Here is a 20,215-nt window from a genome sequence, read left to right on the forward strand (position 1 = left end):
TTGAGAACTCAATAGTGTGCCAAGTTTTATTGATACCAATGAATCATTGATTGGTTGAACGGGCCCGTCCATCCCACCCCCGTGGTGGTGGCGGCCCGAACAGCCGGTTTCAAATTTAGTGCACCGTGTGTCCGCCCTTTTCCGGCGGTCCGGGGTGTGTCTGTAAAAACATTTATGGAGAGTTTGATCCTGGCTCAGGATGAACGCTGGCGGCGTGCTTAACACATGCAAGTCGAACGATGGCCCCCGCTTGCGGGGGTGATTAGTGGCGAACGGGTGAGTAACACGTGAGTAACCTGCCCTTAACTCTGGGATAAGCCTGGGAAACCGGGTCTAATACCGGATATTTACCCTCCTCCGCATGGCGGGGGGTGGAAAGCCTTGTGCGGTTTTGGATGGACTCGCGGCCTATCAGCTTGTTGGTGGGGTAATGGCCCACCAAGGCGACGACGGGTAGCCGGCCTGAGAGGGTGACCGGCCACACTGGGACTGAGACACGGCCCAGACTCCTACGGGAGGCAGCAGTGGGGAATATTGCACAATGGGCGAAAGCCTGATGCAGCGACGCCGCGTGAGGGATGACGGCCTTCGGGTTGTAAACCTCTTTCAGTAGGGAAGAAGCGAAAGTGACGGTACCTGCAGAAGAAGCGCCGGCTAACTACGTGCCAGCAGCCGCGGTAATACGTAGGGCGCAAGCGTTATCCGGAATTATTGGGCGTAAAGAGCTCGTAGGCGGTTTGTCGCGTCTGCCGTGAAAGTCCGGGGCTCAACCCCGGATCTGCGGTGGGTACGGGCAGACTAGAGTGATGTAGGGGAGACTGGAATTCCTGGTGTAGCGGTGAAATGCGCAGATATCAGGAGGAACACCGATGGCGAAGGCAGGTCTCTGGGCATTAACTGACGCTGAGGAGCGAAAGCATGGGGAGCGAACAGGATTAGATACCCTGGTAGTCCATGCCGTAAACGTTGGGCACTAGGTGTGGGGGACATTCCACGTTTTCCGCGCCGTAGCTAACGCATTAAGTGCCCCGCCTGGGGAGTACGGCCGCAAGGCTAAAACTCAAAGGAATTGACGGGGGCCCGCACAAGCGGCGGAGCATGCGGATTAATTCGATGCAACGCGAAGAACCTTACCAAGGCTTGACATGAACCGGAAACGCCTGGAAACAGGCGCCCCGCTTGCGGTCGGTTTACAGGTGGTGCATGGTTGTCGTCAGCTCGTGTCGTGAGATGTTGGGTTAAGTCCCGCAACGAGCGCAACCCTCGTTCCATGTTGCCAGCGGGTTATGCCGGGGACTCATGGGAGACTGCCGGGGTCAACTCGGAGGAAGGTGGGGACGACGTCAAATCATCATGCCCCTTATGTCTTGGGCTTCACGCATGCTACAATGGCCGGTACAAAGGGTTGCGATACTGTGAGGTGGAGCTAATCCCAAAAAGCCGGTCTCAGTTCGGATTGGGGTCTGCAACTCGACCCCATGAAGTCGGAGTCGCTAGTAATCGCAGATCAGCAACGCTGCGGTGAATACGTTCCCGGGCCTTGTACACACCGCCCGTCAAGTCACGAAAGTTGGTAACACCCGAAGCCGGTGGCCTAACCCCTTGTGGGAGGGAGCTGTCGAAGGTGGGACCGGCGATTGGGACTAAGTCGTAACAAGGTAGCCGTACCGGAAGGTGCGGCTGGATCACCTCCTTTCTAAGGAGCACCAAGCACGCGACGGTGCACCGCATGGTGTCCTGTCGCTGTGAGGAAGCAAAGCCCATTGCGAGAACGATTGTTTCTCGGTGGGTGCTCACGGGTGGAATTTCAATGGAACAGACCCCTGGCGGGTTTGGCCGGTTTTCCAAGTACGGATGTCCGCACGCTTGCGTGGGGTGTCCTGGAACGGAGCGTGACCGGCCTTCTTCGTGGGGGGATCGTTTGGCACACTGTTGGGTCCTGAGGCAACAGGAACCGTTGGTGCTTAGGCATCACCGGTTGGCTGGTTGGCTTGGTTTCCCGCACACGACCCCGTCCCCGGGGTCCGCCGGCACGCCCGAAAGGGTGGTGTTGGTTCCGGGGTGTGGTGTGTGACGGGGTTGTTGGTTGAGAACTACATAGTGGACGCGAGCATCTTATAAAGGAAGCAATTTCTTATGAGTTGATGAACCTGGATCTGGCACGCCCTTGGGTGTGTCTGTTTTCATGGTTCTCTCGAAATATTATATTGAATTCTGTGATCTAAGTGGTCAAGTTTTTAAGGGCACACGGTGGATGCCTTGGCATTAGGAGCCGATGAAGGACGTAGGAATCTGCGATAAGCCTCGGGGAGTTGATAACCGAACGGTGATCCGAGGATGTCCGAATGGGGAAACCCCGCCACGCGCCGCAAGGTGACGTGGTGACCCATGCCTGAACACATAGGGCATGTGGAGGGAACGTGGGGAAGTGAAACATCTCAGTACCCACAGGAAGAGAAAACAACAGTGATTCCGTCAGTAGTGGCGAGCGAACGCGGACGAGGCTAAACCGGTCCATGTGTGATAGCCGGCGGGCGTTGCATGGTCGGGGTTGTGGGACTTTCCATTCCAGTTCTGCCGGACTGGTGAGGTGAGAGTGTAGGCATAGGTGAACGGTCTTGAAAGGCCGACCGGAGAGGGTGCGAGTCCCGTAACCGAAATGCTTGTTACACCGCCTGGGAAGCATCCCAAGTAGCACGGGGCCCGAGAAATCCCGTGCGAATCTGTCAGGACCACCTGATAAGCCTAAATACTACCTAATGACCGATAGCGGACAAGTACCGTGAGGGAAAGGTGAAAAGTACCCCGGGAGGGGAGTGAAATAGTACCTGAAACCGTGTGCTTACAAACCGTCAGAGCAGGCTTGGTTCCTGTGATGGCGTGCCTTTTGAAGAATGAGCCTGCGAGTTAGTGTTACGTCGCGAGGTTAACCCGTGTGGGGAAGCCGTAGCGAAAGCGAGTCTGAATAGGGCGAGTGAGTGGCGTGATCTAGACCCGAAGCGAAGTGATCTACCCATGGCCAGGTTGAAGCGACGGTAAGACGTCGTGGAGGACCGAACCCACTTCAGTTGAAAATGGAGGGGATGAGCTGTGGGTAGGGGTGAAAGGCCAATCAAACTTCGTGATAGCTGGTTCTCCCCGAAATGCATTTAGGTGCAGCGTTGCGTGTTTCTTGCCGGAGGTAGAGCTACTGGATGGCCGATGGGCCCTACAAGGTTACTGACGTCAGCCAAACTCCGAATGCCGGCAAGTGAGAGCGCAGCAGTGAGACTGTGGGGGATAAGCTTCATAGTCGAGAGGGAAACAGCCCAGACCACCAACTAAGGCCCCTAAGCGTGTGCTAAGTGGGAAAGGATGTGGGATTGCGAAGACAACCAGGAGGTTGGCTTAGAAGCAGCCATCCTTAAAAGAGTGCGTAATAGCTCACTGGTCAAGTGATTCCGCGCCGACAATGTAGCGGGGCTCAAGTACACCGCCGAAGTTGTGGATTTCCGGTACCAGGCAAGCCTTCGTGGTTCAGCCGCCGGGAGTGGTAGGGGAGCGTCGTGTGGGCAGTGAAGTCGCGGTGTAAACCAGCGGTGGAGCCCACACGAGTGAGAATGCAGGCATGAGTAGCGAAAGACGGGTGAGAAACCCGTCCGCCGAATGATCAAGGGTTCCAGGGTCAAGCTAATCTGCCCTGGGTAAGTCGGGACCTAAGGCGAGGCCGACAGGCGTAGTCGATGGACAACGGGTTGATATTCCCGTACCGGCGAAAAACCGCCCATGCCAAGCGGGGGACACTCACCGCCCGAAGCCTGCCCGGACACCCTTGTGGTGGAAGGGTTTTGGTGGAGCGCGGGAGAAGATCCCGGGAGGCAAGCGTATTAACAGGTGTGACGCAGGAAGGTAGCCGAGCCGGGCGATGGTTGTCCCGGTCTAAGGATGTAGGGCGGGCCGTAGGCAAATCCGCGGCCCTTAAATGCCTGAGATCTGATGGGACCCCCGTCAAGGGGGGATTCGGTGATCCTATGCTGCCTAGAAAAGCATCGGCGCGAGGTTTTAGCCGCCCGTACCCCAAACCGACACAGGTGATCAGGTAGAGAATACTAAGGCGATCGAGAGAATTATGGTTAAGGAACTCGGCAAAATGCCCCCGTAACTTCGGGAGAAGGGGGCCCCAACCTTGAACCACCCGCGCGGTGGGGAGGGGATCGGGGCCGCAGAGACCAGGGGGAAGCGACTGTTTACTAAAAACACAGGTCCGTGCGAAGTCGCAAGACGATGTATACGGACTGACTCCTGCCCGGTGCTGGAAGGTTAAGAGGACCGGTTAGCCGCAAGGCGAAGCTGAGAATTTAAGCCCCAGTAAACGGCGGTGGTAACTATAACCATCCTAAGGTAGCGAAATTCCTTGTCGGGTAAGTTCCGACCTGCACGAATGGAGTAACGACTTCCCCGCTGTCTCAACCATAAACTCGGCGAAATTGCAGTACGAGTAAAGATGCTCGTTACGCGCAGCAGGACGGAAAGACCCCGAGACCTTTACTATAGTTTGGTATTGGTGTTCGGAGTGGCTTGTGTAGGATAGGTGGGAGACTGTGAAGCGCCAACGCCAGTTGGTGTGGAGTCATCGTTGAAATACCACTCTGGTCACTTTGGACATCTAACTTCGGCCCGTAATCCGGGTCAGGGACAGTGCCTGATGGGTAGTTTAACTGGGGCGGTTGCCTCCTAAAGAGTAACGGAGGCGCCCAAAGGTTCCCTCAGCCTGGTTGGCAATCAGGTGTCGAGTGTAAGTGCACAAGGGAGCTTGACTGTGAGAGCGACAGCTCGAGCAGGGACGAAAGTCGGGACTAGTGATCCGGCGGCACATTGTGGAATGGCCGTCGCTCAACGGATAAAAGGTACCTCGGGGATAACAGGCTGATCTTGCCCAAGAGTCCATATCGACGGCATGGTTTGGCACCTCGATGTCGGCTCGTCGCATCCTGGGGCTGGAGTAGGTCCCAAGGGTTGGGCTGTTCGCCCATTAAAGCGGTACGCGAGCTGGGTTTAGAACGTCGTGAGACAGTTCGGTCCCTATCCGCTGCGCGCGCAGGAAATTTGAGAAGGGCTGTCCTTAGTACGAGAGGACCGGGACGGACGAACCTCTGGTGTGTCAGTTGTACTGCCAAGTGCACCGCTGATTAGCTACGTTCGGATGGGATAACCGCTGAAAGCATCTAAGCGGGAAGCTCGCTTCGAGATGAGATTTCCATGAACTTTGGTTCGAGAGGCCCCCAGCCAGACCACTGGGTTGATAGGCCGGATGTGGAAGCGAGGACTAACGACTCGTGAAGCTGACCGGTACTAATAGGCCGATAACTTACACCACCCCACACCTGGGTGAACCCGTTCTTCAAAAGGGGTTTACCACCTAAGGGTGTGGAGGTCACTGCATGCTTGCGTCCACTATGTGGTTCCCGGCCAACAACTTCCGTTGTTGCGCGGGGGACGAACACCCGCCACGGGTTTCCCCTCGGAAGCCCCGGCACGGGTGATAAATGAATGAAACGACACACGTTTCCCTGGTTTTCCCGCACCACCCCGCCTGAAAAGGCCAGGGTGTGGTGTGTGGAGGTAGAGTTACGGCGGTCACAGCGTGGGGGAAACGCCCGGTCCCATTCCGAACCCGGAAGCTAAGGCCCACAGCGCCGATGGTACTGCACTCGTGAGGGTGTGGGAGAGTAGGACGCCGCCGGACACCCATTAGGGCAGGCCCCGCACCGTTTGGTGCGGGGCCTGCCCGCATTTAACACCCGTTTTGGGGGCCGGGGGCGCGGCGCACGGTGCGTGGCCCGGCACCGCGCCGGTGATGCCTCGCGGCCATGACAAATGGCACAGCTCTGCTGCTGTCAGCGGTTTGGTTCCACGCCTAGGCTTGATACATGTCATCCTTGTTTTCCCATGCTGCAGATTCTGCCGAAGCGTCGGGCCCGGCTCCTGCACCGCGACACACGCTAGTGCGGTGACCTTAAACGTTGGGGGTGTTTTCTCATGCCGCTTTCGCGGTGTCGTGGCGGCCCCAGCGGTGGCCCTTCTCGCTGCGGATGCGGGCGCGTTCGCGGCGTTGGGCTTCCAGCACGTCGGGGTGGCGGGCGTGGGCGTTGCGCCAGCGCAGGTATTCGTGCAGCCGCCGGGTCTGCACGACGTGGTTGGGGTGGACCGAGTTGGCCAGGGTGAATTGGCGCAGCACCCCGAAGTGCGCCTCGATCGGGTTGGCCCAGGACGCGTTGGTCGGTGTGAAACACAGCTCCACGCGGTGGCGGGCGGCCCAGCGCCGGATCCGCGGGGTTCCGTGGGCAGAGAGGTTGTCCAAGATCACGTACACCGGTTCCCCGTCCGGGAGGTGGACCCGGATGCTCTGGAGCGCGGTGAGGCTGTTCACCCCGCCCTTGCGCCGGTGGTTGATGCCCCACAGGGTGTCCTCCCCGACCGAGTAGCAGCCGTGGAAGTACGTCACGCCCTCGGTGCGGTGGTAGGTCGCCGGCAACCGGTCCGGCCGCCGCTCCGGGGCCCATCCGGTGCCGGGGGTGGGGCGGATCCCCAACGGGCCGAATTCGTCGAAGGCGAAGGTGCGTTCCGGGTGCTGGTCGAGCACCTCCTCGATCCGCTCCAGTTTCGCCTCGATATCGGGGTCGGTGGAGTCCTTCCATGTCGAGGTGCGTTGGAAGGTGATCCGGTGCCGGTGCAGCAGGGTCCGCAACGCCTCCCTCCCGATCCGGACCGGATGATCAGGATCTTCGCGCAGATACCCGGCGAGCTTGCGCACCGACCAGTGCGTGATGGGCGTGCCCGCCACGCACGGGCGGGACAGGGCCGTCGCGGCGACGAGATCCTCGTGGCCATCATCGAGCAGGCGGGGACGGCCTCCCGCCCAGTCAGGGTCCAGGCAGTCCAAACCGATCTCGTTGAAGCGGTGGATCACCGCCCGCACGGTGTCCTCGTCCGCGGCAACCAGGCGGGCGATCACCGGCACCGTGTTTCCTCCCGCCGAGGCCAGGATCATCGTGGCACGCCGCCACCGGATCGCATTGCCGCCCTGCTTCGACTCACCCCGGCGCACGATCCGTAGCAGCCGCTCTCCCTCCGCCGGACTGAGCCGGCGCACCTTCACACGTTCAGCCATACTTCCAGCGTGGCACGACTTTAAACACCGTCAACCTTTGCGGTCACCGCACTAGTGAATGTCCCGGCCGGCCGCATTGACGCTTTCGAGGGTTTCACCGACAACATTCACCTGTGGTGGCCCATGGAAGATTTCAGTGTGACGGGACATGGATCCCACGTTGGATTCCAAAACGGTCAGCTGGTCGAGGAATCCGAGCGAGGCGAAGAGCACCTATGGGCCATCGTCCGGGGCTGGGAGGAAGCCGAATGGATTGAGCTGGCGTGGCAGCTGGGCGGAGATCCCCTCAACCCCACCCAAGTGAAGATCACTTTTACCATCGAACCTGACGGCGGCAGCGCCGTCGAGCTGGTCCAGAACGGGTGGATGCCGGGCCAGGCGGGCATCGACCAGTACGCGAAGTACTGTGATTGGCCACTCATCTTGGCCAGGTACGCCAGATTCATGGGTGCAGCGCCAAGCCTCGACTAGAATAGATGTTTGGGCCTGTGCGCCCTGTGATTTTTGACGAAGATATTTACATCCATAGTGAAGAGCGGCTGTTACTGTGCCAGTTAGTGCGCTCATAGTTTTAGGAGTCGACCATGGCTGAGCATTACAGCGGCAATCGCGAAGGAAATTCACACGAGGGGCGTGGAGACAACCGCCCTCAGCAGGGCCGCGACGGCGGGGCACCCCGTGGCGAGCGTCCCCCGACAAACGACCGTCGCCCGGCCGGCGACCGCCCCGCGTTCGGTGGCGGCCCCCGCCGCGATGACCGTGGCGCGGGCGACCGCAACTTCGGTGAGCGCAAGCCGTTCAACGACCGTGGTGACCGTCCGGCATTTGGTGGCGGTGACCGTCGCCCCGCTGGCGGACGCCCCACCGGTGACCGTCCGTCGTTTGGTGGCGGAGACCGTCGTCCCTCGGGCGACCGCCCCTCCTTTGGTGGCGGCCCGCGCCGCGACGACCGTCCCTCGGGCGACCGCCCCTCCTTTGGTGGTGGCCCGCGCCGCGACGACCGTCCCTCGGGCGACCGCAACTTCGGTGAGCGCAAGCCGTTCAACGACCGTGGCGACCGTCCGTCCTTCGGTGGCGGAGACCGCCGCCCGTCAGGCGACCGGCCCTTCAACGACCGCGCACCCCGCAGTGACCGCCCCGCTTTTGGTGGTGGCGACCGCCGCCCCTCGGGTGACCGCCCCGCTTTTGGTGGCGGCCCGCGCCGCGACGACCGCCCCTCGGGCGACCGCAACTTCGGTGAGCGCAAGCCGTTCAACGACCGTGGCGACCGTCCGTCCTTCGGTGGCGGAGACCGCCGCCCCTCGGGCGACCGCCCGTCCTATGGTGGAGCTCCTCGTGGGGACCGCCCCACCGGAGATCGCAACTTCGGTGGTGAGCGCAAGCCGTTCAACGACCGTGGCGACCGTCCGTCCTTCGGTGGCGGAGACCGCCGCCCCTCGGGCGACCGCCCGTCCTATGGTGGAGCTCCTCGTGGGGACCGCCCCACCGGAGATCGCAACTTCGGTGGTGAGCGCAAGCCGTTCAACGACCGTGGCGACCGTCCGTCCTTCGGTGGCGGAGACCGCCGCCCCTCGGGCGACCGCCCGTTCAACGACCGCGCACCCCGCGATGGTGAGCGCCGTGAATGGCAGCCGCGCGAGGACCGCGCACCCCGTGGTGACCGTCCGTCCTTCGGTGGCGGAGACCGCCGCCCCTCGGGCGACCGCCCGTCCTATGGTGGAGCTCCTCGTGGGGACCGCCCCACCGGAGATCGCAACTTCGGTGGTGAGCGCAAGCCGTTCAACGACCGTGGCGACCGTCCGTCCTTCGGTGGCGGAGACCGCCGCCCCTCGGGCGACCGCCCGTCCTATGGTGGAGCTCCTCGTGGGGACCGCCCCACCGGAGATCGCAACTTCGGTGGTGAGCGCAAGCCGTTCAACGACCGTGGCGACCGTCCGTCCTTCGGTGGCGGAGACCGCCGCCCCTCGGGCGACCGCCCCTCCTTTGGTGGCGGCCCGCGCCGCGACGACCGCCCCTCGGGCGACCGCAACTTCGGTGGAGGAGACCGCCGCCCGTCAGGCGACCGTCCGTCCTTCGGCGGCCATGGCCCCCGTGAGGACCGTCCGGCACCGACGCGCAACGCCGCGGACCTGCGCAGCGCCAACCGCCCCGACCGCGAGCGTTCGCCGGAAATCGATGACGACGTCACGGGCAGCGAGCTGGACAAGGTGACCCGTGCGCAGCTGCGCACCCTCGAGGCCAAGAACGCCGAGTGGGTATCGCGCCACTTGGTGATGGCCGGCCGCCTGATGGATGTCGACGCCGAGCTGGCCTTCCAGCACGCGCTGGCCGCCAGCCGCCGCGGCGGCCGCATGGCCGCCGTCCGCGAAGCCGTGGGCCTGACCGCCTATGCCGCCGGCCACTATGGCGAAGCACTGCGCGAATTCCGCACGTACCGCCGGATCAGCGGTTCCAACGAGCACCTTCCCGTGATGGCCGACTGCGAACGCGGTCTGGGCCGCCCGGACCGCGCCCTGGACCTGCTGCGTTCGGAGGAAGCCGAGACGCTCGACGCTGCCGGCAAGGTGGAGGCTGCGATTGTGGCTTCCGGTGCACGCACCGACCTGGGCGAGCTTGACGCTGCCGTGGCCGCACTGGAGATCGAGCAGCTGGACCTCAACCGGGCCTTCTCCTACAGCCCGCGGCTCTTCCGCGCCTACGCAGCCGCTTTGGTTGCCGTTGGACGCAACGATGAGGCGGCAAAGTTTGAGCACCAGGCCGTGGTGGCCGAGGACGCGCTGGGTCTGGGCGAGGATGCAGACCCGTTCATCTTCGACCTGGGTGAAGAGGACGAGCCGGAGCGCAAGCCCCGCAAGCCCCTCCACGACCCGCGCTTCGATGAGAACGGCGAGGCCATCGTGGTGAAGGCAGAGCCTGCTGACGCCAAGAAGGCCCCGGTCCGCGACGTGGAGCTGGACGATGCCGAGTCCGACTACTTTGAGTCCGACGATGCCGAGTCCGATGAGTACAGCGCAGAGGACGACGACGAAGATGGCACCGAGGGGTCCGACAACGATTCCGCCGAGGCCGGAGCCGAGGACGAGAGCGCTCCGAACGACGACGCCGAAGGATCCAAGCTGAATGACTGAGCCCCGGCCCGCCGCTGGCACCCTGATTTCCGCCTTTGACGCGGTGCTGTCCGATCTCGACGGAGTGGTGTACGCCGGTCCGCATGCGATCGACGGTGCCGTGGAGGCACTGCAGCGCCTGGCCGAGGTGGACGTGGCCCTGGGCTATGTCACCAACAACGCCTCGCGCACACCGGCCCAGGTGGCGGAGCATCTGCGTGAGCTTGGTGCCCCGGCAACCGAGGCCCAGGTGGTGAGCTCCGCCCAGGCCGGTGCCGCCCTGCTGGCGCAGCGGTTCCCCGCGGGGTCCAAGGTGTTGGTGACAGGCAGTGCGGCGCTGGCCCGCGAGGTGGAGCTGGTGGGCATGGTCCCCGTCCGGTCCGCGGACGAGGGCGCCGTCGTCGTGATCCAGGGCTTTGACCCCTCGCTGGGCTGGCGGGATCTGGCGGAGGCCGCCTACGCCATTGCCGGCGGGGCGGAATGGATTGCCACCAACACGGATATGTCCATCCCGCAGGCCCGGGGCATTGCACCCGGCAACGGGACGCTGGTGGCTGCCGTCAAGGCGGCCACCGGGCGCGAACCGCTGGTGGCGGGCAAGCCTGAGGCCGTCCTGTTCCACCAGGCGGCCGACCGGCTGAACTCCGTCGCCCCGCTGGTGGTCGGGGACCGGCTGGACACGGACATCCTTGGCGGCAACAATGCCGGCATGGCCACGGCCGCGGTGCTGACCGGGGTGGACACCATCGAGTCCATCCTGGCGGCCCGCACCGCCGAGCGCCCGGACTTTGTCCTGCGCACCCTGGACGAGCTCTACCTGCCCTACCCCGCCGTGGAGGCGCGTGGCGCAGGGTACGGTTGTGGAGCATCCTTTGCCGAGGTCGACGGCGGCGCCCTGCGGGTCAGCGGCTCGCCCGAGGACCTGGACAGCTGGCGTGCCGCCTGTGCCGCGTGGTGGGCCGAAGTGCCTGCGACCGACTCGGCCACCACGCCGTCGATCACCTGGCTGGCGGCGGGCCCGGAGGCCGCCCGTGGCTGATCCGGCACCCGGCGCCGCAACACCGGATTCCACCGCGGCCACGCCGCAGGACACAGTTCCTGCGGCGTGGCCGGTGGATGCCCCGGCCACCGGCGACTCCGGCGTGGACCGGGTGCTCTCCGGGGCCCGGATCCTGGCCACCACGCCCGTTGCCCGGCACACGGCCACCTATGCCACGCTGCATGACGCCCTGGTGGCCGAGCTCGACGCCGACCCCACCGCGCAGCTGGCGGGGAGCTAGGCCATGGCGCGACTCGACCAGGAACTGGTCCGGCTCTCGCTGGCCCGTTCCCGCACCCACGCCGCCACGCTGATCGCTGCCGGCTTGGCCAGTGTCAACGGAACCGTCCAGCGAAAGGCGGCGTTCGCCGTCGCCGACGGCGCACAGGTCACCGTGGCTGACACCGGGGCGGACGACTACGTCTCCCGGGCCGGCCACAAGCTCGCCGGTGCGCTGGACTTCTTCCCGCAGGTCATCGTCGCCGGCAAACGCTGCCTGGATGCCGGCGCCTCGACCGGCGGCTTTACCGACGTTCTGCTGCGCAGGGGAGCTGCCACGGTGCTGGCGGTCGACGTCGGGCACGGCCAGCTGGTGCCCCAGTTGCGCAGCGATCCGCGCGTGCAGGTCCACGAGGGCCTGAACATCCGCTACATGTCCGCGGAGGACATTGGCGGCCCCGCCGACCTGACCGTCTGCGACCTATCCTTCATTTCCCTCACGCTGGTGGTGGCGCCGCTGGCCGCCGCGACACGCCCGGGCGGCGAGCTGCTGCTCATGGTCAAGCCCCAGTTCGAGGTGGGCCGTGAACGGCTCAGCCGCACCGGCGTCGTCGGCTCCGAAAACGAACGCCGCCGCGCCGTGGGCCAGGTGGCACAGTCGGTGCTGGACGCCGGGCTCCTCCTGCTCGGGCTGGGCGCGAGCACGCTGCCGGGCCAGGATGGAAATGTGGAGTATTTTCTGCTGGCCGGCAAAGCGATGTCGGACGGGCCGCATAAGATCGAAGAGCACTCACCCAGCGTTGAGGAGCTGCTGGCCGGCCTCTGGCCCCAGCCGGCTTCATAGAACACAGAAAGCAGACTCCATGAGCAGGCGCGTACTGATCCTGGCCCACACCGGGCGAGAGGAGTCGATGGTCGCCGCATTGGAGGCCTGTGTGCAGCTCCATGCCTCGGCGCTGATTCCGGTCATGTTCCAGGACGAGCTCGCGGACATGACAGCGTACCTGGGGATGGTTGACGTTCCCATGCAGATCCTGGGCCTCGACGTCGGACTCGAAGACATTGAGCTCGTCATGGTCCTGGGCGGCGACGGCACCATTCTGCGCGGCGCGGAGCTGGTGCGCGAGTACGATCTTCCGCTGCTGGGCGTCAACCTTGGCCACGTGGGTTTCCTGGCCGAGAGCGAGCGGGCCGATCTGGCGCAAACAGTGGATTGGGTGGTGCGCCGCGCGTATTCCGTGGAGGAACGGATGACCCTCGATGTCACCGTCTGGGCCCAGGGTGCCAAGGTGGCCCACACGTGGGCGCTGAATGAGGTGGCGCTGGAAAAGGGCAACCGCGAACGCATGATCGAGGTGGTGACAGAGGTGGACGGCCGCCCGCTGAGCTCCTTTGGCTGCGACGGCGTGGTCATGGCGACCCCCACCGGTTCGACCGCCTATGCCTTCTCCGCCGGCGGCCCCGTGGTGTGGCCCGAGGTGGAGGCCCTGTTGATGGTGCCCATCAGCGCCCACGCCCTCTTCGCCAAGCCCCTGGTGGTGGCCCCGACGTCGACGCTGGCCGTGGAGGTGCTCAACCGCAACGGCGCCCAGGGCGTGATGTGGTGCGATGGCCGCCGCACGGTTGACCTCCCCCCGGGATCGCGCATTGAGGTCACCCGGTCCAACCGTCCCGTCCGGTTGGCCCGCACGCACCAGACACCCTTCTCGGCCCGTCTGGTGAACAAGTTTGAGCTGCCGATCCAGGGCTGGCGCGGACCGGCGACGGACGTTGCAAGCATGGCCACGGCGCCGATCCCTGTGGTGCTCAACCCCAAACCCAAATCTCCCGTGCCCGAGCCCGGGCCGGACACACAGTCGTTCAGGAGGGCCAAAACCACGCCATGATCGAGGAAATCCGCATTCGGGACCTGGGCGTCATCGCAGAGTCGGTGCTGCCGCTGGGCCCCGGCCTGAGCATCGTCAGTGGCGAGACCGGCGCGGGCAAGACCATGGTGGTCACCGCCGTCGGGCTGCTGCTGGGCAACCGCTCCGATGCCGGCGCCGTGCGCAATGGCGCCAAGTCGGCCATGGCGGAGGCCACGGTGCGCCTGCCCGCCGGCCATCCGGCGCTGCTGAGGGCGCTGGAGGCCGGCGCCGTGCTGGACGAGTTCGACGGCGGTGCGGAGCTGATCCTGGCCCGGACGGTGGGCAGCGACGGCCGCAGCCGGGCCCATGTGGGCGGCCGGAGTGTGCCCGTGGGGGTGCTGGCCGAGCTCGGCGAGCAGTTGGTGGTGGTGCATGGGCAGTCGGACCAGATCCGGCTCAAGAGCGCCGCGGCCCAGCGTGAGGCCCTGGACAAGTTTGCCGGCGAGGCCGATGCCTCCTTCGCAACCACCCTGGCCGAGTACCAGCAGCTGCACAGGCAGTGGCTGGCCGATGCCGCCACCCTCGACGAGCTGCGCAACAGCAGCCGTGAGCGCCTCCGCGAGGCGGAGGCGCTGTCCCTGTCGCTGGCGGAGATCGACGGCGTCGATCCCCAGCCGGGGGAGGACGAGGCCCTCAAGGCCGAGTCCATCAAGCTGTCCAACCTGGAGGCACTGCGGGTGGCCTCGACCCAGGCGCATGAGGCCCTGATTGCCGAGGACTACGCCGAGTCCGGCGACGCGACCACGCTGGTGGACACCGCCAAGCGGCTGCTGGAGCATGTGGCCGACGCCGACGAGGAACTGGCCGCCGCCGCCACCAGGCTGGCCGAGGTGGGCTATTTGCTGGCGGACATTGCCCGCGACCTGGCCGGCTATACGGCCTCGCTGGACACCGATGTGCCGGCCAGGCTGTCGGAGATCGAGGACCGCCGCGGCGCCCTGGCTGTACTGGTGCGCAAATATGCCCCGTCCGTGGATGAGGTGCTGGCCTGGGCCAACGCTTCCCGGCTGCGGCTGGAGGAGCTCAGCGACGACTCCGGCAGGATCGAGACGCTGCAGGCGCAGGTGGAGGCCGCAGCGGCCTCGCTGGACGCGATGGCGGCCACCCTGACGGGCATCCGCAGTGCTGCCGGCGCCACCTTGTCGGAGCGGGTCAGTGCCGAGCTGGCGGCCCTGGCCATGCCGGACGCCCGGCTGGTCATCGAGCTGGTGCCCGCCGCCCGCGGCATCCACGGCGCGGACGACATCTCCTTCCTGCTCAAGCCCCATGCCGGCGCGGCCCCGCGCCCGCTGGGCAAGGGAGCCTCGGGCGGTGAACTCTCGCGCGTCATGCTGGCGATCGAGGTGGTGCTGGCCGCCGTCGACCCCGTCCCGACCTTTGTCTTCGATGAGGTGGACTCGGGCGTGGGCGGCAAGGCCGCCGTCGAGATCGGCCGCCGGCTCGCCATGCTGGCCCAACACGTCCAGGTTTTGGTGGTGACACACCTGCCGCAGGTGGCCGCCTTTGCCGACCAGCACATCCGTGTGAGGAAGACCTCAGGGGCCGGTTTCACCTCCAGCGACGTGCTCCTGCTCGACGACGTCGAGCGGGTCAAGGAGCTGGCGCGCATGCTCGCCGGACAGGAAGATTCCGCCACAGCACAGGCCCACGCCCAGGAATTGCTGGAGGATGCCCGCCACGGGGCCCGCTGACAGGGGCCCTCCCGGCCGGCGGTCCGGGAGCCCCGACGCACAAGGCCAGGTGGCGCGATCCGCCCGCAAACCCTTCAAAGATGATAGGCTCGAATTCCGTGGTGCATCGATCAAATTCCCGGTTCAGTGGTCAGTCTCAGACGACCAAACACATTTTCGTCACCGGTGGCGTGGCGTCCTCTTTGGGGAAGGGTCTGACGGCTTCAAGCCTCGGCCATCTCCTGCGGGCCCGCGGCCTCTCCGTGACCATGCAAAAGCTGGATCCCTACCTCAACGTGGATCCCGGCACAATGAATCCCTTCCAGCACGGTGAAGTCTTCGTTACCGACGACGGCGCCGAAACCGACCTAGACATTGGCCACTACGAGCGCTTCCTGGATGAAAACCTTGAAGGCTCCGCCAACGTCACCACCGGCCAGGTCTACTCCACGGTGATTGCCAAGGAGCGCCGCGGCGAGTACCTGGGCGACACCGTGCAGGTCATCCCGCACATCACCGATGAGATCAAGCGCCGGATGCGCCTGCCCGCCGAGGGCAAGAACGCCCCCGACGTCATCATCACCGAGATCGGCGGCACCGTTGGCGACATCGAGTCCCAGCCCTTCCTCGAATCGGCCCGCCAGGTCCGCCAGGACGTCGGCCGCAACAACGTCTTCTTCCTGCACGTCTCCCTGGTGCCGTACATCGGCCCGTCGCAGGAACTGAAGACCAAGCCCACCCAGCACTCCGTGGCTGCGCTGCGCTCCCTGGGCATTGCCCCGGATGCGCTGGTCCTGCGTTCGGACCGGGACCTGCCCGACTCCATGCGCGAGAAGATCGGCCGTGCCTGCGATGTGGACGTCGAGGCCGTCATCGGCTGCCCCGACGCCCCCAGCATCTACGACATCCCCAAGACGCTGCACTCCCAGGGCCTGGACTCCTACATCGTCCGTGCGCTGGACCTGTCCTTCAAGGATGTGGATTGGACCAAGTGGGACACCCTGCTTGACGCCGTGCACAACCCGCAGCACCATGTTGAGGTTGCCCTGGTGGGCAAGTACATCGACCTGCCGGACGCCTACCTGTCCGTCACCGAGGCCCTGCGCGCCGGCGGCTTTGCCAACCGCGCCAAGGTCAAGATCCGCTGGGTCCCCTCGGACGAGTGCGCCACCGAGGCGGGCGCTGCGAAGGCGCTCGACGGCGTGGACGCCATCTGCGTGCCCGGCGGCTTCGGCATCCGCGGCCTCGAGGGCAAGCTGGGCGCGCTGAAGTTTGCCCGCGAAACCCAGCTGCCGGTCCTGGGCCTGTGCCTGGGCCTGCAGTGCATGGTCATCGAGTACGCCCGCAACGTGGTCGGTCTGGAAGGGGCGTCCTCCTCGGAGTTCGAACCCGATTCCAAGTACCCGGTCATCGCCACGATGGAAGAGCAGCTGGACATCGTTGACGGCAAGGGCGACCTCGGCGGCACCATGCGCCTGGGCCTGTACGACGCCACGCTGCTGGCGGGCTCCGTCATCGCGGAGACCTACGGCCGCACCGACGTCAGCGAACGCCACCGCCACCGCTACGAGGTGAACAACAAGTACCGCGACCAGATTGCCGCCGCGGGCCTGGTGTTCTCCGGCACGTCCCCGGACGGCAAGCTGGTGGAGTTCGTGGAGCTGCCCAAGGACGTCCACCCGTACTACGTCTCCACCCAGGCCCACCCGGAACTGAGCTCGCGACCCACCAAGCCGCACCCGCTCTTTGCCGGCCTGATCGGCGCAGCCCTGGAGCGCCAGAGCTCCGCCCGACTGCTGGAAGGCTGATCCATGACCGGTCTTGGTGCACCCCCGCCGCACGCCGTCGAGCCGGTTGTCCAGCCTCCGCTGGACAACCCGGCCATGCCGGCCGATGAGCTCAGTCCGCGCACGCGGCTGTCCTCCGACACGGTGTACCAGGGCCGGATCTGGAACGTTGTCTCCGACACCTTTGTCCTGGCCGACGGCGGCGCGCCGCTGACCCGGGACTACATCGACCACCCCGGCGCAGTGGCGGTGGTGGTTCTGAACGAGTCCAACCAGGTGTTGCTGCTGAGCCAGTACCGCCACCCCGTGGGCATGACCCTGTGGGAAATCCCGGCCGGGCTGCTGGACGTGGAGGGCGAGGACTTCGTGGTTGGCGCCGCGCGCGAGCTTGCCGAGGAGGCGGACCTGGTGGCCGCCGAATGGCATGTCCTCACGGACTTCTTCAACTCCCCGGGGTCCTCGTCCGAGGCCATCCGGCTGTACCTGGCCCGCGGCCTGAGCATGGTCCCCGAGGACCAGCGGCATGTCCGCACGGAGGAGGAAGCCGAAATCCAGTTCCGCTGGGTGGACCTGCCCGACGCCGTTGCCGCCGTCCTGGCCGGCTCCCTGCACAACCCCTCCGCCGTCGTCGGCATCCTTGCCGCGGCCGCCGCGCAGGCCACCGGCTTCACCTCGCTCCGCCCGGCCGATGCGCCCTGGACGGCGCACCCAAGCCAGCGCGGCCAATGAGCACCGCAGACGGCCGCGCCGCCACCGAGCTGGCCCGCGCCGTCACCGACTACCTGCAACATGTGGCAGTGGAACGCGGCCTGGCCGCCAACACCCTGGCTGCCTACCGGCGCGACCTCGCCCGGTACGTCAACTTCCTGTCGGCCCAGGACATTGCCGCCCCCGGTGCCGTCACCCGGCACCACGTCAGCGCCTTTGCCCAGGCCCTCTCGGACGGGTCCGACGGCGCCAGCACGCTGGGCGTGCGCAGCGCGGCCCGGACCATCGTCTCGGTCCGCGGCCTGCACAAATTCTGGGCGCTGGAGGGGTTGACGGTGGCCGATCCCGCGGCCGATGTGCACCCGCCGATGCCGGGCCGCCGGCTGCCCAAGGCCATCAGCGTGAAGCAGGTGTCAGCCATCCTGGAGGCCGCGGGATCCGACACCGCCACCGGCCTGCGCGACCGTGCCCTGCTCGAATTCCTGTATTCCACCGGCGCCCGCATTTCCGAGGCCGTGGGCCTGGACGTCGACGACCTGACACTGGGCCCCGGGGCCGGAACCACGGGCTCCGCCGAGGGCCCCGCCGTGGTCCGGCTGTTCGGCAAGGGGTCCAAGGAGCGGCTGGTGCCGCTGGGCTCCTACGGGGTGCGCGCACTGGAGGCGTACCTGGTCCGTGGCCGTGGCACGCTGGCCGCCAAGGGCAAGGGCACGCCCGCGCTCTTCCTGAACTCCCGGGGTGGGCGGATCAGCCGGCAGAGCGCCTGGACCATCCTGAAGGCCGCCGCGGAGAAGGCAGCCATCACCCAGGATGTCTCCCCGCACACGCTGCGCCACTCCTTCGCCACGCACCTGCTCGAGGGCGGCGCCGACGTCCGCGTGGTGCAGGAACTTCTCGGCCACGCCTCGGTGACCACCACGCAGGTCTATACGCTGGTCACGGCGGACACACTGCGCGAGGTCTACGCCGCCGCCCACCCCCGCGCCCTGGGCTGACCCGGGTGCGCGGGCATAGGGTGGAGGCGTGAATGCCGCCGCCGTGACCCTGTGCTTCCTGCTCCGCTCCGATGGCGCGGGGGACCACGTGCTGCTCGGGCTCAAGAAGACCGGCTTCGGCATGGGAAAGATCGTTGGCGTCGGCGGCCACGTGGAGCCGGGGGAGAGCGTCCTGGAAGCGATCTGCCGCGAGGTGGCGGAGGAAATCCACGTCCAGGTGGTGCCGGCGGACCTGCACCCGGCCGGGACGGTGGACTTTGTCTTCCCGGCACGTCCGGAGTGGGACATGGCCACCACCGTGTTCACCACCCGCAGCTGGCAGGGGGAGCCGCGCGAAAGCGACGAAATCTTGCCCGAGTGGCACCCGGTGGCCGTCCTGCCGGTGGACCGGATGTGGGCCGACGCCGAGCACTGGCTCCCGCCCATGCTGGCCGGGCGGCAGGTGGCGGCGACCATAGTGCTCGCCGACGACAACCAGACCGTCGCCAGCGCGGACATAGCGGTGGCGTAGCCGCCTGCCCGCGGACGGACCGTCCCTCGAAGCGTGTAGAGCCCGTTAACTATGGCTGTTAGTTCAGAACGGTGGGCCTGACAGAGAGCGGCTCTCTGCCAGGCCAATCACCTGTTCGGATTCCTCGCGATTGAGTCAGCCTGACGGCGGAAGCGCACGGCCACATGGGAAGGCGGGCGCGTGCCCACGATTGCGTGGATCAAAGACGACCGTTTGCGATGGAGCGCGCCTGGCGTGGGCTTGCTCCGTCGACCGCTATTTGGCTGACAGGCCCAGTTTCAGTCCGAAGCCGATGATGCCGTCGACTGTCCGCTTCGTCGAGCGCCGGCTGAGCCGTCCGCGGATTGAGCGGGCACCCGAAGATGATCATCGCGAACAAAGGGCATTCCTTCGATGTCGTGGACGAGCCCGAGCAAGATGCCCATCTTCAGCTGATGAGCGGGACGAATCGTGGAATCACCGCGAGGTAGAACGCGGAGATCTTGGGGTTGAGTAGGTTGGTCGGCAGTCCACGGTTCCACGAGCGCCAGGTGTCCGCTATGGCGGGCACGATCTTCGAGACAAGCCGTACGCCGCCAACGGTGTGGGGCGCCACCGTCCAGGGGATAGTCGGGGACAAGTCCGGGGCCCGCCCACCCCGGGGCAACGGGAGATGGAGCCGGCAGCGGTTCAGCATCAACGCGTTTCCTTGACGCTGGCTTCCTGGTAGGTAAATACTGTGATTCAGACCACAGCTCGAGAGGACGTGACGACCATGGACACCGTGGAGCACGAGAACTTTGGCAGCCCCAGCGAAACCCGCACCTTTCCCCACGGCAAGGCCGAGATCTTGACCATGGCTAATGGCACCATTGGCCGGCTGACCTTGGATCCGGGGTGGCGCTGGTCCAATGACGTCAAACCGATCGCCGGAACGGAAAGCTGCGAAGTGCCGCATTTCCAGTACCACGTCTCCGGACAGCTGGCCATCCGGATGGACGACGGAACCGAGTTCGTCGCAGGGCCCGGCGATGTCACCAGTCTCCCCCAGGGGCATGACGCCTGGGTTGTCGGCGACGAACCGGTCATCACCGTCGATTGGTTCGGTGCCACCAACTACGCGAAGGCCCCCGAGTAGCGTCG

13 protein-coding genes and 3 rRNA genes are annotated in these 20,215 nt (G+C 65.5%); 15 read left to right on the plus strand and 1 reads right to left on the minus strand.

Features of this window, described 5'->3' with window-relative positions:
* Window positions 1-171: 171 nt before the first annotated feature.
* The 3 genes from ACQCSX_RS00005 to rrf all read left to right on the plus strand — a co-directional run bounded on the left by ACQCSX_RS00005 (window position 172) and on the right by rrf (window position 5,725).
* Window positions 172-1,696, plus strand: a 16S ribosomal RNA gene (locus ACQCSX_RS00005).
* Window positions 1,697-2,227: 531 nt separating this feature from the next.
* Window positions 2,228-5,356: ribosomal RNA gene (locus ACQCSX_RS00010) — 23S ribosomal RNA — on the plus strand.
* 252 nt (window positions 5,357-5,608) lie between these two features.
* A 5S ribosomal RNA gene (gene rrf / locus ACQCSX_RS00015) occupies window positions 5,609-5,725 on the plus strand.
* The 16S, 23S and 5S rRNA genes sit together here, the layout of an rRNA operon.
* A 291-nt stretch (window positions 5,726-6,016) precedes the next feature.
* Here the strand turns inward: rrf and ACQCSX_RS00020 are convergent.
* Window positions 6,017-7,150: an IS630 family transposase gene (locus ACQCSX_RS00020; RefSeq protein WP_427017102.1), complete on the minus strand. Its 1,134-nt coding sequence runs from the start codon at window positions 7,148-7,150 to the stop codon at window positions 6,017-6,019.
* Between the two features lie 123 nt (window positions 7,151-7,273).
* Between ACQCSX_RS00020 and ACQCSX_RS00025 the strand changes: the two genes are divergently transcribed.
* The 12 genes from ACQCSX_RS00025 to ACQCSX_RS00080 all read left to right on the plus strand — a co-directional run bounded on the left by ACQCSX_RS00025 (window position 7,274) and on the right by ACQCSX_RS00080 (window position 20,210).
* A complete protein-coding gene (locus ACQCSX_RS00025) occupies window positions 7,274-7,621 on the plus strand; it encodes a hypothetical protein (protein ID WP_427017103.1) in 348 nt (115 codons plus the stop codon).
* Between the two features lie 113 nt (window positions 7,622-7,734).
* Complete coding sequence (locus ACQCSX_RS00030) at window positions 7,735-10,278, plus strand: hypothetical protein (protein WP_427017104.1); 2,544 nt, start codon at window positions 7,735-7,737, stop codon at window positions 10,276-10,278.
* Window positions 10,271-11,296 (plus strand): HAD-IIA family hydrolase, encoded by a 1,026-nt coding sequence (locus ACQCSX_RS00035; RefSeq protein ID WP_427017105.1) that lies wholly within the window; start codon window positions 10,271-10,273, stop codon window positions 11,294-11,296. Before ACQCSX_RS00030 ends, ACQCSX_RS00035 begins: the two co-directional genes overlap by 8 nt.
* The gene (locus ACQCSX_RS00040; protein WP_427017106.1) at window positions 11,289-11,537 is read left to right on the plus strand and encodes a hypothetical protein; all 249 of its coding nucleotides are present in this window, start codon (window positions 11,289-11,291) and stop codon (window positions 11,535-11,537) included. The genes ACQCSX_RS00035 and ACQCSX_RS00040 overlap by 8 nt, the downstream gene beginning before the upstream one ends.
* 3 nt (window positions 11,538-11,540) lie before the next feature.
* Window positions 11,541-12,359, plus strand: a complete 819-nt coding sequence (locus ACQCSX_RS00045; protein ID WP_427017107.1) for a TlyA family RNA methyltransferase — start codon at window positions 11,541-11,543, stop codon at window positions 12,357-12,359.
* A gap of 19 nt (window positions 12,360-12,378) precedes the next feature.
* On the plus strand, window positions 12,379-13,401 hold the full coding sequence (locus ACQCSX_RS00050) for an NAD kinase (protein WP_427017108.1): 1,023 nt from the start codon (window positions 12,379-12,381) through the stop codon (window positions 13,399-13,401).
* Complete coding sequence (recN, locus tag ACQCSX_RS00055) at window positions 13,398-15,113, plus strand: DNA repair protein RecN (protein ID WP_427017109.1); 1,716 nt, start codon at window positions 13,398-13,400, stop codon at window positions 15,111-15,113. Before ACQCSX_RS00050 ends, recN begins: the two co-directional genes overlap by 4 nt.
* 80 nt (window positions 15,114-15,193) lie before the next feature.
* Window positions 15,194-16,900, plus strand: a complete 1,707-nt coding sequence (locus ACQCSX_RS00060) for a CTP synthase (protein WP_427017110.1) — start codon at window positions 15,194-15,196, stop codon at window positions 16,898-16,900.
* Window positions 16,901-16,975: 75 nt separating this feature from the next.
* A complete protein-coding gene (locus ACQCSX_RS00065) occupies window positions 16,976-17,608 on the plus strand; it encodes an NUDIX domain-containing protein (RefSeq protein WP_427018924.1) in 633 nt (210 codons plus the stop codon).
* Complete coding sequence (gene xerD, locus ACQCSX_RS00070) at window positions 17,605-18,582, plus strand: site-specific tyrosine recombinase XerD (RefSeq protein WP_427017111.1); 978 nt, start codon at window positions 17,605-17,607, stop codon at window positions 18,580-18,582. The genes ACQCSX_RS00065 and xerD overlap by 4 nt, the downstream gene beginning before the upstream one ends.
* 28 nt (window positions 18,583-18,610) lie before the next feature.
* Window positions 18,611-19,093, plus strand: coding sequence for an 8-oxo-dGTP diphosphatase (locus ACQCSX_RS00075; protein ID WP_427017112.1), 483 nt, complete (start codon window positions 18,611-18,613; stop codon window positions 19,091-19,093).
* 718 nt (window positions 19,094-19,811) lie between these two features.
* A complete protein-coding gene (locus ACQCSX_RS00080) occupies window positions 19,812-20,210 on the plus strand; it encodes a cupin domain-containing protein (RefSeq protein ID WP_427017113.1) in 399 nt (132 codons plus the stop codon).
* Window positions 20,211-20,215 lie beyond the last annotated feature (5 nt).

It is taken from the genome of Pseudarthrobacter sp. P1 (genome assembly GCF_050156935.1).
In the GTDB taxonomy this organism is placed as follows: domain Bacteria; phylum Actinomycetota; class Actinomycetes; order Actinomycetales; family Micrococcaceae; genus Specibacter.